Below are 15068 nucleotides of genomic sequence, written 5' to 3'. Positions count from 1 at the left end.
GCCGGATCCGAGAGGAGAAGATGATGCTGCCCTCGACACTCGACCGGTTCCTCGCCGGCATGGAGTACCCGGCGTCGAAGGACGACCTGCGGCGCGAGGCCGTGCACGACGGCCTCGGCATCGCGGACCGCGACCTGCTGGATCAGCTGCCGGACCGCAGTTACAGCTCTCGCTGGCACGTCCGCCTGTCGCTGACCCGCTCGGGAACCCCGTTCGAGCGGGTCGCCGCCGTGGCCTGACCGGCTGCGAGACGGGAGGCCCCTGGATCGGTCGATCCCGGGGCCTCCCTCGTTCGCGTCAGGATCCGGCGTCAGCGTTCGACCGGGGCCGTCGCCATCCGGGTATCGAGCGCGAGCTCCTCCGCGTCCATGGCCGTGATGAGCTCGCGCATGACCTCTTCGTTCAGCGTGCCGGCATCGCGCTCGGAGATGAGCACGTCGCGACGCACCTGCAGCCAGCCCTTCGACAGACCGATGAGTTCGTCGCGGCTCGGACGCGGCATGGCATCCTCGTCGCGCTGGCCCTTCTCGGTGTCCCGCTCCACGCGGGTGAACCGCTGCGCGAAGCGGTCGAACCAGCCCAGCGACGCCGCACCGTGCTTCTGCTCCCACGCCGCGCGCTTCTCATCGAGGAAGACCTTGCCCACCTCCCTCGTGCGGGAGCGCACCTGCGCGAGCTGACGGCGGTCCTCCTCCTCTTCATCGGTGACGTCGGCGACGCCGAGCGCCCCGATCAGCAGCGGCAGGGTCAGCCCCTGCAGCAGCAACGTGCCCACCGTCACCAGGAACGCGACGACCACGATCGCGTGCGCCGCCGCCGTGTCGAGCCCGGCGAGGTCCGCCGCGGCGAGCGCGGTCGCCAGGGTGACCACGCCGCGCATCCCCGCCCACGAGATCACGGCGTTGTCGCGCCAGCTCAGCTGCGACTCCCGGAAGCGCTCGCGCAGCTCGTCCTCGCTCGGGTTGCGACCGGTCCAGCCCCGCCGCCGCTGCTTCTCGGCGACGGCGTCGACCCGTTTCTGGAACTGTCCCGACGCCAGGCTCTTCTCGAACTGGCGCAGCCGCAGCCGCGACCAGAACGCGCCCCACGCCGACGCCGGATACACGAACAGCGGCCGCACCAGCAGCACCACCACGAACACCGCCGCCGCGAGCCAGAGCACGCCTCCGACATGCGTCGCGCCGAGCTCGCCGATCACGGGCGGCAGCTGCAGCCCGATGTACGCGAACACGAAGGATTCCAGCAGGAAGTCGGCCGACAGCCAGATCGGCGCCTCCTGCATGCGCGTCGCGTAGCTCGTACGGGGCGCGTTGAAGCCGACCACCAGGCCCATCGCGACGACGCCGAGGACACCGGATCCGCCCAGGTGCTCCGTGATCGCGTACACGCCGAACGGCGCGAGCAGTCCGAACGTGCCGATGACCACCGGATCCGAGATGCGCATCCGCAGCTGATGCATGCCGAGACCAGCGACGACGCCGAGCGCGACGCCGACGACGACCGCGACGGCGAACTGCCAGATGCCGTCCCAGACCGTGAGTGTCGCGCCGGCGACGATCGCGGCGAACACCCGGTACAGCGTCAGCGAGGTGGCGTCGTTGATGAGGCTCTCCCCCGACAGCACCGTCATCACCCGCCGCGGCAGGCCCAGCTTGCGGCCGATCGCCGCGGCCGAGACCGCGTCGGGCGGCGCCACGATCGCACCGAGCAGCAGGGCGCCCGGCAGGGTCAGCGACGGCATCAGCAGCCACGCCACGAGCCCGACGGCGGCGGTCGTGACGACGACCAGGCCGATGCCGAGCCGGCGGATCTGCGGCATGCTGCGGCGGAAGCTCACGAACGACACGTCGAGCGACGCCGAGTACAGCAGCGGCGGCAGCACGAGCGTGAGCAGCACGTGCCCATCGATGCGGAGGTTGGGCACCGCCGGGATGAAGGACACGGCGAGCGCCACCACCGTGACGAGCAGCGGAGCAGGCCAGCCGCGCCAGCGCGCGACCGCCGCAACGATGACGGATCCGACCAGCACATAGAAGATCTCGGCGTCCATGCCGCCAGGGTAGCGGTGCGCCGCTGTCGCGCCTCTGTCGCGTGGCTGTCGGGGCGGAACCGCGTCTTCACCGTGCGGCGGCGAGCAGGCGGATGACCTCCTCGTCGGGCGTCTGCCGGAAGTCGACGTAGTGCATGCCGACCGCCATGAAGCCGGCGGGCGCCTCGAGGCAGACCACCTCGTCGGCATCCGGATCCGGCCCGGCCCGCAGGTCGGCGAGCACCTCCGGCGGAGCGACCGGCACCGCCACCACGACCCTCGCGGCGCCCCTGGCTCGTGCGATCGCGCATGCGGCGCGCACGGTCGCGCCCGTGGCGATGCCGTCATCGACGATGACCGCGGTGCGCCCGGCGAGCGGCTCGGGCGCACGCCCGCTGCGGAACAGCGCCGCCCGGCGCTCCACCTCGGCGCGTTCCCGGCGCTCCGCTGCACGCAGGGTCTGCTCGTCCACTCCGGCTGCGCGCACCACGTCGGCGTTGCGGACCGCAGCGCCTTCCTCGCCGACCGCACCCATCGCGAGCTCGGGCTGCCACGGCACCCCGACCTTGCGCACCACGAGCACGTCGAGCGGAGCCCCGAGCGTCCGAGCCACCTCGGCCGCCACCGGAACCCCGCCGCGAGGCAGGCCGAGCACGACCGGATCCCGGGCAGCATCGACCGCCAGCAGCGCGCCGAGCCGCCGGCCGGCCTCGGCGCGATCCGCGAACCCGTGCATGCCTCCGGCCTACGCCGGTGCGGGCGCGCGGTCAAGCCAGGCGGCACGCCCCGGGGAGTCGTTGAGCGAACACCGGCGAAGCCGGAGTGGGACGAAACGCCGTGCTCTTGCATCGCGGCTTCGCGATAGTGCGGCGTTTCGTCTTTGTCGCGCTTCGCGCGTCCTCGCTCAACGACCCCACCGGATCCGGAATGCACGGGGATCCGCTCGCGTTGTCCGAAGCGATGTCTTCTCTCGCGCTCTCCGTCCTCGACCTCGTCCCGGTGCGCACCGGGCAGACCAGCGCCCAGGCGGTGTCGGCGTCGCTCGCCCTCGCCGCGCGCGCCGACGACCTCGGCTATCGGCGGTACTGGTTCGCCGAGCACCACAACATGCCGGCCGTCGCCTCCACCGCTCCGCCCGTGCTGATCGCCGCCGCCGCCGCGCGCACGCAGCGCATCCGGGTCGGATCCGGCGGCGTCATGCTGCCGAACCACGCGCCGCTCATTGTCGCGGAGCAGTTCGCCGCGCTCGAGGCGATCGCCCCCGGCCGCATCGACCTCGGTATCGGCCGTGCCCCCGGCAGCGACCCCGTCATCACCCAGCTGCTGCGCGCCTCGGGCACCGCCGGCGACGTCGAGCGCTTCCCCGAGCACGTGCAGGACATCGCCCTCATGCTGCAGCCCGACGGCGCCACCGTGCAGTTCACCTCGGGCGGGGAGTACGCGGTGCGCTCCACGCCGGCGGCCACCGGCGCCCCTGAGGTGTGGCTGCTCGGGTCGAGCGATTACTCCGCCCAGCTGGCCGCATCGCTCGGCCTGCCGTACGTGTTCGCCAACCACTTCTCCGGTCAGGGGCTGGACCGCGCCCTCTCGCTCTACCGCGAGGGCTTCCGCCCCTCGGAGGCGCACCCCGCACCGCGCACCTTCCTCACCGCGAACGTCGTGGCGGCGCCCACCGCCGAGGAGGCATCGGACCGGGCGATCCCGCAGCTGCGCATGATGGCGCGGCTGCGCCTGAACCGCCCGCTCACCGCGCTCGAGACCGTGGAGCAGGCGCGCGCGGCCCTCGCCGCGAATCCCGATCCGCAGGAGGAGCAGATCCACGCCGCCGCACTCGCGAACTGGTTCGTCGGCGACGGCGCGACCGTGCGGGCAGAGCTCGAGGCATTCGCCGCGAAGCACGGCGTCGAGGAGATCATGGTCTCCCCCGTCGCCGGATCCTTCGCCGCCGAGGACCCCGACCGCACGCCCGGCCGGGCGCAGACTCTGGAGCTGCTCGCGGGCTGAGGCGACGCTCCTTCTTCTCTCTCGTCTGGCGCTGCCGCCCGATCCGGATCCGGATCCGTTCGTCGTGCCGTCCACTCCCGTTCAGGTCGCAGAAACGGCTCCAGAACCCGGTCCGTTACCGCAGAAAGTGCGACCTGAGCCGGGGAAGTGCGACCCGAGCCGGGGCAGTGCGACCTGAACCGGGGAAGTGCGACCTGAACGGGAGAAGTGCGACCCGAACAGAAGAAGTCCAGCCTGCCCCGCTCACTGGTCGCGAATTGCGGTCAAATCCCGCTCTAGACCGCAATCTGCGACCAGTGAGCGGAAAGAGGGTCGCGCGGATTCATCCACGCGACGGACGGATCTCGCCGGATCCCTACGCCTCGGGCTCGGGTCTGCGCCTCGGGCTCGGGCCTACGCCTCGGGCTCCCCCGCGATCAGACCGCGAATCCAGTCCCGGGCCTCGACGAACACGTCGTCCGCGTAGCGCTCGGGGTACTGCACGATGCGGCGGTCGGCGCGGGGGTACGACCCGAGGAACACGACCCGCGGGCTGAACCGCCGGATGCCGAGCAGCGCGTCGGCCATGCGCTCGTCCTGGATGTGGCCGTCCGCGTCGAGGACGAACCGGTACCGGCCCAGCTCGTCGCCGATGGGGCGCGACTGCAGCAGCGACAGGTTGATGCCTCGGGTGGAGAACTGCTCGAGCAGTTCGAGCAGCGCACCGGCGTGGTCCACGGGCAGCTCGACGATGAGCGAGGTCTTGTCCGCACCGGTCGGCGGGGCCGGCGCCACCGTGCGCGCGACCAGCACGAAGCGCGTGACGGCGTTGTCGTTGTCGCCGATGCTGTCGGCGAGGAGCTCGAGCTCGTGGTGCGCCACGATGCCGGGGGCCGCGATGGCGGCGTCGGCCGGAAGAGAGCCGTCCAGGATCCCCAGTGCCGAGGCGACGTTGCTCGCGGCGGGCACGTGCTGGTGCGTGGGGATGTGCTCGCCGAGCCAGCCGTAGCACTGGGCGTAGGCGACGGGATGCGCGGCGATGACCGTGACGTCCTCGATCCGCGTCCCGGGAGCAGCAACCAGCACGAAGTCGACCTTCACCAGGTATTCGCCGACGATCCGCAGGCCGGGCAGCGTCGCCAGGGCATCCAGGGTCGTGGTGACCCCGCCCTCCACCGAGTTCTCGATCGCGATCATGGCGGCATCGCTGCGTCCCTCGAGCACGTCGGCGAGCGCCTCGCCCACGTTGTGCACCGGTCGCCAGTCGTGTCCGCGCGCTTCGGGCACCTGCTCCAGCGCGGCTTCGGTGAACGTCCCCGCGGGGCCGAGGTAGCTGTAGGTACGGCGGGCGGGGGCGGCTTCGGTCACGGCGTTCAGCCTAGTCCGGGGCATCGGACGCCCCCGCCTTCGTGACCTGAGGTTCCATATCGAAACGATGATGCGTTCCGCGGCTCCGCGGGGCAGACTGTCTGCATGACGAGCCGTGCCGGCCTCCCCGCGGAGGAAAGCGACCTGATCGACGTCGACGAGCTGATCGCCGCCTACTACGACCGGATCCCGGATCCGAAGATCTCCACCGAGAGAGTCGTGTTCGGCACGAGCGGGCATCGCGGCTCGTCGCTGAGCGGCAGCTTCAACGAGCAGCACATCCTCGCCACGACCCAGGCGATCGTCGACTACCGCACCGCGCAGGGCATCACGGGCCCGCTCTTCCTCGGCCGCGACACGCACGCTCTCAGCCGCCCGGCCGAACGCAGCGCGATCGAGGTGCTCGTCGCGAACGGCATCGACGTGCTCGTCGACTCCCGCGACGCCTGGGTGCCGACCCCGGCCCTCAGCCACGCGATCCTCACCTACAACCGCGACCGCGCCGACGACGAGCCCGGCCGGGCCGACGGCATCGTCGTGACCCCGTCGCACAACCCGCCGCGCGACGGCGGCTTCAAGTACAACCCTCCGCATGGCGGACCTGCGGACACCGACGCGACCGCGTGGATCGCGAACCGCGCGAACGAACTCATCGAGCAGGGCCTCGAGGGCGTCAAGCGCACGCGCTTCGCCGACATCGACGCCGACGGCCTCGGCACCTACGACTTCCGCGAGGCGTACGTCCGCGACCTGCCGTCGATCATCGACATCGACGCGATCAAGCGCGCAGGCGTCCGGATCGGGGCGGATCCACTCGGCGGCGCGTCGGTCGAGTACTGGGCGCTCATCGCCGAGATGCACGGCCTCGACCTCATGGTGGTGAACCCCGAGGTCGACCCCACCTGGCGCTTCATGACCCTGGACTGGGACGAGAAGATCCGGATGGATCCGTCCTCCCCCTCGGCGATGGCGTCCCTGGTCGCGAAGAAGGGCGACTACGACGTGCTCACGGGCAACGACGCCGACGCCGACCGGCACGGCATCGTCACCCCCGACGCCGGCCTGATGAACCCGAACCACTACCTCGCTGTCGCGATCGACTACCTGTTCTCGCACCGCGCGGGCTGGGGCCGCGACGCCGCGATCGGCAAGACGCTGGTGTCGTCGATGATCATCGACCGCGTCGCCGAGTCGCTGGGCCGGCACCTGCTCGAGGTGCCCGTCGGGTTCAAGTGGTTCGTGCCCGGACTGCTCGACGGCTCGGTCGCGTTCGGCGGCGAGGAGTCGGCCGGGGCGTCGTTCCTGCGTAAGGACGGATCCGTGTGGTCGACCGACAAGGACGGCATCCTGCTCTGCCTGCTGGCCGCGGAGATCATCGCCGTCACCGGCAAGACCCCGTCCGAGCGCTATCGCGAGCTCGAGGAGGCGTTCGGCGCCTCCGCCTATCAGCGCGTGGACGCTCCGGCGACCCCGGAGCAGAAGGCCACGCTCGGCAAGCTGTCGCCGGATTCCGTCACGGCCACCGAGCTCGCCGGCGAGCCGATCACCGCCAAGCTCTCGCACGCGCCCGGCAACGGCGCGGCCATCGGCGGCCTCAAGGTGCAGACCGAGCACGCCTGGTTCGCTGCGCGCCCCTCCGGCACGGAGGACGTCTACAAGCTCTACGCCGAGTCGCTGCTGGGCCCCGACCACCTCGCCCGCGTGCAGGAGGAGGCTCGGGCGGTGGTCAGCGCCGCGCTCGGCGGCTGATCGCCTGCGGCCTTTCCCCGGTTCGCTGGTCGCGTATTGCCGTCATCTGAGCCGCGATACCGCAATCTGCGACCAGCGAGCGTCGTGATTCACCGGATCCGCGTGGTCGTGCGGAGGCTGCCGCGCGCTCAGCGGATCCAGGCGACGGCGGCGGTGACGATCTCGTCGACGGTGCCGGTGACATCGAGCGCGGTTCCGTCCTCGTCCGGTTCCAGCGGCTCGAGCAGGGCGAGCTGCGAGGGCAGCAGCGACGGCGGCATGTAGTGCCCCGCCCTCCCCGCGGCGCGTGCCCGCAGCAGCTCGGGCGTGCCGTGCAGGTGCACGAACCGGGCTTCCGGCACGACCTCACGCAGTCGGTCGCGGTAGACGCGGCGCAGCGCCGAGCACGCCATGACCCGCCCGCCCTCGCCACGACCTCCGGCGAGGGCGGCGCCGACGGCGTCCAGCCACGGCCAGCGGTCCTCGTCGGTCAGCGGCGTTCCCGCGGCCATCTTCGCCACGTTGGCCGCCGAGTGCAGGTCATCGGCGTCCCATCCGCCCACACCGAGGCGCGCGGCGAGCGCGCGGGTGACGCTGGTCTTGCCCGCTGCCGACACCCCCATGACGACGATGAGCGGCGCGGATCCGGTGCCCGCATCGACCGGGGCCGTCGCCTCACCAGTCATGGACGGTGCCGTCCGAGAGCCGGTTGTAGGGCAAGTACGCCTGCTCGTACGGATACCGGCCAGCCTCGTCCACGTCCAGCTCGACCCCCAGGCCGGGGGCGTCGCCGGGGTGCAGCAGGCCGCCGTTCCATCTGAAGGACTGCTGGAACACCCGGTCGGTCCGTTCGCCGTGCTGCATGTACTCCTGGATCCCGAAGTTGTGAATCGCCAGCCCCAGGTGCATCTGCGCGGCCATGCCCACCGGGGAGATGTCCGTCGGCCCGTGGAAGCCCGACTTGATCTGGTGCATCGCGGCGTAGTCGATCGTCTTGCGCAGCGGGGTGATGCCGCCCATGTGCGTGACGGCTCCGCGCACGTAGTCGATGAGCTGATCGCGGATCAGGTCCTTGAAATCCCACACGGTGTTGAAGACCTCGCCGATCGCGAGCGGCGTCGTGGTGTGCTGACGCACCAGGCGCAGCGCCTCCTGGTTCTCAGCGGGCGTGCAGTCCTCGAGCCAGAACAGGTCGTAGGGCTCCAGCGACTTTCCGAGCCGGGCGGCCTGGATCGGCGTCATCCTGTGATGACCGTCGTGCAGCAGCGGGATCTCGGGGCCGAACTCGTTGCGCACGGCATCGAAGACGCCGGGCAGGTGGCGCAGGTAGGCCCGGGTGTCCCAGTCCTCCTGCACGGGCGCCGCCCCGCGCCGGGCGGGCTCGTGGTCGTAGCGCGCCTCGCCGCCGCCGGTGTCGGCCGCTTGCGAGGCGATTCCGTAGATCGCCTTCAGTCCCGGCACGCCGGTCTGGATCCGGATGGCCCGGTAGCCCTGTTCGAGGTGCGCGCGCACGGAGTCGAACAGCTCGGGCAGTTCCTTGCCCGAGGCATGGCCGTAGGCCAGCAGGCCCTCCCGGCTGGCTCCGCCGAGCAGCTGGTACAGGGGCATCCCCGCGGCCTTGGCCTTGATGTCCCAGAGCGCCATGTCCACCGCGGCGATGGCGGCCATCGTGACGGGCCCGCGGCGCCAGTACGCCGAGCGGTACAGGAACTGCCAGGTGTCCTCGATGCGCGAGGCGTCCGCCCCGATCAGCAGCGGCACCACGTGCTCACGCAGGTAGGCGACCACCGCCAGTTCACGGCCGTTGAGGGTCGCATCCCCCAGGCCCGTCGCGCCATCGGACGTCGTGAGCTTCAGCGTGACGAAGTTGCGGTCGGGGCTGGTGACGATCACCTCGGCCTTGTCGATCCTCATCGAGGTGTCCTTTCGGTGTGCGCGGCTGCGGTGCCGGGGCGTCTCCGGGGAGATCCGCGCTCATTGAAGCACGTCGAGTGGCAATCTGGCAAACGCTTGCCATGCATTGCGACGACCGTAGAGGAGATAGGCGGAAGCCGTTCCGCATCCGAGTGATCCCCGGCGCGAGGGCAGCGCGCCCCTCAGACCGCCCTGGCGGGTCCGGTCGAGCCGCGGATCACGAGCTCGGTCTCCAGCGTCGCCGCCTCCACGGCGGCCGCATCGTCGGCCTCGACCGCGCCCGCGAGTTCCAGCGCCTTGCGGACGGCGTATCGTCCCGCCGCCGCGAGCGGTGAGCGCACGGTCGTCAGCGCCGGAGACGTGAAGTCGGATCCGAAGATGTCATCGAAGCCCAGGATGCTGAAGACGCCGGGGACGAGGACGCCGTGCTCACCGGCGGCCCGGAGCAGGCCGATGGCCATGATGTCGTTGTACGCGATGATCGCGGTCGCGCGGGAGGCGATGACCCGGGCGAGCGCGCCGCGGCCGCCGTCGATCGTCGGCTCGACCGGACCGATCGACGCGATCGTCATCCCACGCGCCTCGGCGCCGGTGCGCAGGGCATCCCAGCGCCGCCGGCTCATCCACGACTCGGCCGGCCCTGCGAGGAAGACGAGAGACGTGTGGCCGAGCATCTCCAAGTGCGCCAGCGCCTGGTCGATCCCCGGCTCGAGGTTCGGCGTCACGGTCGAGACCCCCTGGATCTCGCGGTTCAGCACGACGACCGGCTTGACCTCGGCAAGCTCTCGGATCTGCTCGTCCGGGAGGCGAGTGGTGCCCAGCACGAGCGCATCCACCGCCGGCAGGATGCGTTCGGCCGATCGCGCCTCGCGCTCCCCCGATTCCTGCGACTCCGCGAACACGAGGGTGTAGCCGAACTCGCCGGCCGCCTGCTCTGCACCGCGGACGATGCCGAAGATCACCGGGTTGGTGATGTCGGCGATGAGCAGGCCGAGCGTCTTCGTGCGCCCCGTGGGCAGGGCGCGCGCCATCGGATTGGTGCGGTACTTGAGCTGCGCGGCCGCCTCGCGGATCCGCGCCTCGGTGCCGGCGTTGACGCGCCCCGGCTGCGTGAGCGCACGCGACACCGTCGAGGGGTTCACACCCGCCAGCTTCGCCACGTCATAGATCGTGGCGGCCGCGCGTGCTCTGGCCCGCGTCGGCCGCGGCTCCGTTGCGTCCGCTGCCACGGTCACACTCCTTCACGACTTCGCACCACCGTACCGCGCGCCGACGACGACGCGCTCATCACGGGACGGATCCCTCCCGGCCGCCGCCGTCCGCGTTCCCCGCGCACGGCCGCCGCGCCGCGCATCCGATTCGATCGAGTTTGGCAATCGGTTGACAAGCCGGAGCGACGCTGGACAGAATACCGGTCAGGCAGCACCGTCCTCGCGGGCCGGAGCGCCCATGATCCAGGCACGAGCGGGGCGAGCCGGCCGTGCGACCACGACCGCCCCCGCGATCCAGAAAGCGCCCATGCACCTCGAAGCCGACCCCGACCGCCTACTCCCCGTCGATCCGCGCACGCGCGGCATCGCCCGGGAGCTGTACGAGCGGGTCGCGGCGCTGCCCATCCTCTCCCCGCACGGGCACGTCGATCCCCGCCTGCTGCACGATGACGCCGCGTTCCCCGATCCCACCGAACTGCTGCTGCGCCACGACCATTACGTCACGCGTCTGCTGCACGCCTCCGGCATCCCGTTCAACGAGCTCGCGGTCCCCGACCGGACCGGGGCCGCACCGACAGCCTCCGCCCGTGACGCCTGGCGGCGGTTCTGCGAGAGCTGGCATCTGTTCGCGGGCACGGCATCCGGCTACTGGCTCACCCATCAGTTCGCCGAGCTGTTCGGTCTGGACGAGCAGCCGGATGCGGCGAACGCCGATGCGCTGTTCGACCGCATCGGCGCCGTGCTGACTCTCCCATCTTTCCGCCCTCGTGCGCTCTTCGACCGATTCGGCATCGAGTTCCTCGCGACGACCGACGATCCGCTCGACGACCTCGGCGTGCACCGTGCTCTCGCCGCGGACCCCGCCTTCCGCGGCCGGGTCGCGCCGACGTTCCGCCCTGACGCCTACCTCGACCCTGCCCATCCTGCCTTCGCCGCGAACGTCGAGCGCCTGGCCGCGTGGAGCGGATCCGCCGTCGACGACTATGCGGGCTACCTCGGCGCGCTCGAGGCGCGGCGTGCGCACTTCATCGCGAACGGCGCGGTCTCGGCCGACCACGGGGTGCTGCAACCCCTGGCCGTCGACCTGACGGCGAGCGAGGCGTCCGCCCTGTACGCGCGCGCCGTCCGCGGCGAGCTCGATGCGGCAGAGGCCATGGCGTTCCAGGGGCACATGCTGCTGGAGTCGGCGCGGATGTCGGTCGAGGACGGCCTGGTGATGACGGTGCACCCCGGGGTGCTCCGCAACCACAGCGCAGCGACGCTCGAGAGGTTCGGCCCTGACACCGGCCACGACATCCCCGTGCGCACCGGCTACGCCGAGGCGCTGCGCCCGCTGCTGCAGCGCTATGGGAACGCCCCCGACTTCCATCTCGTGCTGTTCGCGGTGGATGAGACCGCCTATTCGCGCGAGATCGCCCCGCTCGCAGGCTTCTATCCGAGCGTGTACATCGGCGCGCCCTGGTGGTTCCTCGACGCCCCGGATGCGGTGCTGCGCTTCCGCGCCGCGGTGACCGAGACGGCGGGCTTCTACCGCGGCGCGGGCTTCGTCGACGACACCCGCGCCTTCCTCTCCATCCCGGCTCGCCACGACATGGCCCGCCGCCTGGATGCGGCCTTCCTGGCGCGACTCGTGGCCGAGGGGCGACTGGACGAGCCGGCGGCGCACCGGATCGCGCACGACCTGGTCGACACGCTGCCCCGGAAGGTGTTCAAGCTGTGACGGGTGCCGCGCTGCGCCGGGGCGCGGTCGGCGGCCCGGCCGCACCGCCGCGCATCGTGCACCTGGGCCTCGGCGCCTTCCATCGCGCGCACCAGGCGTGGTACACCGCGCACGCGGCGGATGCGGCGGAGTGGACGATCGCGGCCTTCACCGGCCGCAGTCCACGCGTCGCCGACGACCTCTCCCGGCAGGGCGGGCTGTACACCCTGATAGAGCGCGGCCCCGAGCACGATCGGGCCGAGATCGTCCCGGCGGTCGTCGAGGCGCACCCCGCCGATGACACGATCCGGCTCGAACGCCTGCTCACCGCCCCCGGGACGGCCCTGGTCACGCTCACGATCACCGAGCCCGCGTATCGGCTGCGACGCGACGGATCCCCCGACCTCGACGACCCGGCCGTCACCGCCGACCTCGTCGCGCTGCGCAGCCGTCGACCACCCGCGACCACGCTCGGACGCCTGCTGTCGGGGCTCAGGGCACGGCTCTCAGCCGACGCGGGCCCGATCGCGATCGTGCCCTGCGACAACATCCCGGACAACGGGACCCTCGTACGCACGGGACTGCTCGGCCTCGCCGAGGCGGTGGACCCGGCGCTCGCGGACGGGATCCGCGAACAGGTCTCCTTCGTGTCGACGTCCGTGGACCGGATCACTCCGCGCACGACGGACGCCGACCGGACTGCCGCCGCCGCGCTGACCGGGTTCCACGACACGTCGCCCGTGGTCGCCGAGCCGTTCTCCGACTGGGTGCTGAGCGGCCGCTTCCCGAACGGCCGCCCGCGCTGGGAGACGGCGGGTGCCCGCTTCGTCGACGACATCGAGCCGTGGGAGCGGCGCAAGCTCCTGATGCTCAACGGCGCGCACAGCCTGCTCGCCGGCATCGGCACCCTGCGCGGGCACGCGACCGTCGCCGATGCGATGGCGGATCCCGACTGCCGGATCTGGGTGCACGCGTTCTGGGATGAGGCCGCGCGGCAGCTGCCGGGCGGTCTCGATCTCGACGCGTACCGTCGCGCGCTCGCGGACCGCTTCGCCAACGGCCGGATCGCGCATCATCTCGCGCAGATCTCCGAGGAGAGCGCCACCAAGCTCGCCATCCGCGTCGTGCCGGTGCTGCGCGCGGAGCGTGCGGCCGGACGAGAAGGGGCCGCTTCCCTCCGCGCCCTCGCCGCCTGGATCCGGCTCGTGTGCTCGGGCGCCGGCGCCCCCGACGCGAGACGGATCGCGATCGACCAGGCACGGCAGGCCGCGGATCCGGTGCGCGCGCTGCTCCGGGTCCTGGATCCCGCCCTCGCGACCGAGGAGATCACCGCGGCCGTGGCCGCCGTCCGTCTCGAACCCGCCGCAGTCAGCACCGGCTGAGTCGGGCCGCACCGATGACGCGGCTCAGGCCACGCCGGACGGTCCCGGGGTGCTCGCGCGCACGACCACCTCGACGGGCAGGTCGGACTGCGCCCAGTCGTCGTCGACGACCGCGCGGAACGCCTGATACCCCGCCTCGTTCAGCGGCACCCGCACGGTGGTGAGCGCGGGGGTGACGTCGCCGCTCGCGGAGACATCGTCGAAGCCGCACACGGCGATGTCCGTGCCGACCTCGCGCCCGGCGGCCCGGATCGCGGACATCGCGCCCAGCGCGACCACGTCGCTCATGCCGAACACCAGAGTGCCGGATGCGACGCCCTCCGCCAGCGCCGCGGTCATGGCCACAGCTCCCGACTCCCGCCGGAAGTCGCCGCGGTGGATGCGCTCCACGCGCCCTCCGTCCGATGCGAACCCGCGGGCGAAGCCGTTCAGCCGGTCATCGGAGGTGCGCACGCCCTCGGCGGCGCCAATGCCGATCGCCGTGCGGTAGCCGAGCGCGGCCATGCGCCGCCCGAGCTCCTCGGCGCCGCCCGCGTTGTCGATCACGATCGAGCGCCCGCCGTTGCCGTTCCGGTCGGCGCCGGAGGCATCGCCGAACGTCACGACGCGACCGCCGAAGCGCTCGAAGGCCTCCAGCTCCGAGTTCCCGGATCCGCTGTCGCCCGACTCCGCGCGGGATGCGGCGAGGATCAGTCCCTGCGGGCGCTGTCCGCGCAAGGCCCTCAGGATCCGGTTCTCCCGCTCCTGGTCGCGCTCGGTGATCGAGATCGTCACGACGAGACCGCGCTCGTCGGCGCCCCGGGCGACCCCGGCGGCGATCTGACCGAAGTAGGGGTCGGCGATGTCGGCGACGAGCAGGGCGATGACCGGCGAGCGGCCGCGAGCGGTCGCCTGGGCCGACACGTTCGGGGTGTAGCCGAGCTCCTCCGCCGCACGCTCGACCCGTTCGCGGAAGGCCCCCGCGACCTTGCGTGCGGAGCCGTTCAGCACGCGTGATGCGGTCGCCAGCGACACACCCGCCTCGCGGGCGACGTCCTGCAGCGTCGCCGCGTGCGGCGCCCCGGACCCTGCACCGAACGTGCTCCGCGCCGACGCATCGGCACCCGTCGGGGAAAGGCTTTCCGGGCTCATGCCCCGAGCATAGTGCCCCGAGGGCGCTGCTCCCGCGGGCACGCGGACGACGGAACGACCGTCCGCCGACCTCAACATCCGGGACGGGCAATCGGTTGCCGATCCACCACCGGAACGTGGCCTCCGGACCTCAGGCGATGCGATCGAGCGATGTCGGATCGATCCGGTGCTGCAGTGCCTCGCCGGCAGCCCAGCGCCGCAGCTCGGCAGCGACGAGCCGCCCCATCGCCGCGCGGTCCTCACCCATGGATCCGGCCACGTGCGGCGTCAGCTCGACGTTCTCGAGCGTCCACAGCGGCGAGGACTCCGCGGGCGGCTCCTCCACGGTGACGTCCAGCAGAGCCGTGAGGTCGGGGCGCTCCTGCCAGACCGCCACGAGTCCGTCCTCGTCCACGAGTCCGCCCCGCGCGGTGTTGATGAGCGTCGCGCCCTCCGGCAGCCGGCGGAGCAGCGCGGCGTCGATCATCCCCGTCGTCGCCGGCAGCAGCGGCGCATGCAGGCTCACGACGTCGGCGGTGGCGAACAGCTCCTCGAGACCGACGAGTTCGACGCCGACCTCGGCCGCCGCTGCCGCATCGGCGAACGGATCCGCGGCGAGCAGCCGGAGCCCGCTGCCCTCCAGC

The 15068-nt window shown here is 71.9% G+C and carries 13 protein-coding genes; 5 read left to right on the top strand and 8 right to left on the bottom strand.

What is annotated here, in order from left to right:
* Window positions 1–23: 23 nt before the first annotated feature.
* Entirely contained in the window at window positions 24–239 is a 216-nt protein-coding gene (locus AC1DMN_RS10015) for a DUF2795 domain-containing protein (protein ID WP_477231127.1), read from the top strand.
* 71 nt (window positions 240–310) lie between these two features.
* On the opposite strand, the gene AC1DMN_RS10010 is transcribed toward AC1DMN_RS10015, so the two are convergent.
* Together AC1DMN_RS10010 and AC1DMN_RS10005 are read right to left on the bottom strand one after the other, a co-directional pair.
* Window positions 311–2050, bottom strand: a complete 1740-nt coding sequence (locus AC1DMN_RS10010; protein ID WP_440734162.1) for a cation:proton antiporter — start codon at window positions 2048–2050, stop codon at window positions 311–313.
* 67 nt (window positions 2051–2117) lie between these two features.
* Window positions 2118–2765, bottom strand: coding sequence for a phosphoribosyltransferase (locus tag AC1DMN_RS10005; RefSeq protein WP_477231126.1), 648 nt, complete (start codon window positions 2763–2765; stop codon window positions 2118–2120).
* 224 nt (window positions 2766–2989) lie between these two features.
* Here AC1DMN_RS10005 and AC1DMN_RS10000 point away from each other — a divergent pair, with 224 nt between their 5' ends.
* Window positions 2990–4033, top strand: coding sequence for an LLM class flavin-dependent oxidoreductase (locus AC1DMN_RS10000; protein WP_477231125.1), 1044 nt, complete (start codon window positions 2990–2992; stop codon window positions 4031–4033).
* A 393-nt stretch (window positions 4034–4426) separates the two neighbouring features.
* On the opposite strand, the gene pheA is transcribed toward AC1DMN_RS10000, so the two are convergent.
* Window positions 4427–5404, bottom strand: coding sequence for a prephenate dehydratase (gene pheA, locus AC1DMN_RS09995; RefSeq protein WP_477231124.1), 978 nt, complete (start codon window positions 5402–5404; stop codon window positions 4427–4429).
* An 81-nt stretch (window positions 5405–5485) separates the two neighbouring features.
* Between pheA and pgm the strand changes: the two genes are divergently transcribed.
* On the top strand, window positions 5486–7129 hold the full coding sequence (pgm, locus tag AC1DMN_RS09990) for a phosphoglucomutase (alpha-D-glucose-1,6-bisphosphate-dependent) (protein WP_477231123.1): 1644 nt from the start codon (window positions 5486–5488) through the stop codon (window positions 7127–7129).
* Between the two features lie 128 nt (window positions 7130–7257).
* Here pgm and AC1DMN_RS09985 read toward each other — a convergent pair whose 3' ends face one another.
* The 3 genes from AC1DMN_RS09985 to AC1DMN_RS09975 all read right to left on the bottom strand — a co-directional run bounded on the left by AC1DMN_RS09985 (window position 7258) and on the right by AC1DMN_RS09975 (window position 10251).
* Complete coding sequence (locus tag AC1DMN_RS09985) at window positions 7258–7794, bottom strand: gluconokinase (protein WP_477231122.1); 537 nt, start codon at window positions 7792–7794, stop codon at window positions 7258–7260.
* On the bottom strand, window positions 7784–9022 hold the full coding sequence (gene manD / locus AC1DMN_RS09980; protein WP_477231121.1) for a D-mannonate dehydratase ManD: 1239 nt from the start codon (window positions 9020–9022) through the stop codon (window positions 7784–7786). The genes AC1DMN_RS09985 and manD overlap by 11 nt, the downstream gene beginning before the upstream one ends.
* A 182-nt stretch (window positions 9023–9204) precedes the next feature.
* On the bottom strand, window positions 9205–10251 hold the full coding sequence (locus AC1DMN_RS09975; protein WP_440734168.1) for a LacI family DNA-binding transcriptional regulator: 1047 nt from the start codon (window positions 10249–10251) through the stop codon (window positions 9205–9207).
* Window positions 10252–10540: 289 nt separating this feature from the next.
* Here AC1DMN_RS09975 and uxaC point away from each other — a divergent pair, with 289 nt between their 5' ends.
* Window positions 10541–11953: a glucuronate isomerase gene (uxaC, locus tag AC1DMN_RS09970; RefSeq protein ID WP_477231120.1), complete on the top strand. Its 1413-nt coding sequence runs from the start codon at window positions 10541–10543 to the stop codon at window positions 11951–11953.
* Entirely contained in the window at window positions 11950–13314 is a 1365-nt protein-coding gene (locus AC1DMN_RS09965) for a mannitol dehydrogenase family protein (RefSeq protein ID WP_477231119.1), read from the top strand. The genes uxaC and AC1DMN_RS09965 overlap by 4 nt, the downstream gene beginning before the upstream one ends.
* Window positions 13315–13338: 24 nt before the next feature.
* On the opposite strand, the gene AC1DMN_RS09960 is transcribed toward AC1DMN_RS09965, so the two are convergent.
* Both AC1DMN_RS09960 and AC1DMN_RS09955 read right to left on the bottom strand, forming a co-directional pair.
* Entirely contained in the window at window positions 13339–14445 is a 1107-nt protein-coding gene (locus AC1DMN_RS09960) for a LacI family DNA-binding transcriptional regulator (RefSeq protein WP_477231118.1), read from the bottom strand.
* 130 nt (window positions 14446–14575) lie between these two features.
* Window positions 14576–15068, bottom strand: a 493-nt coding sequence (locus AC1DMN_RS09955) for an NAD(P)-dependent oxidoreductase (RefSeq protein WP_477384192.1), incomplete at its 5' end; no start/stop codon positions are given.

This window comes from Microbacterium sp. 01T413_2 (genome assembly GCF_056398985.1).
This window is presented reverse-complemented; position numbering and strand designations above follow the sequence as displayed.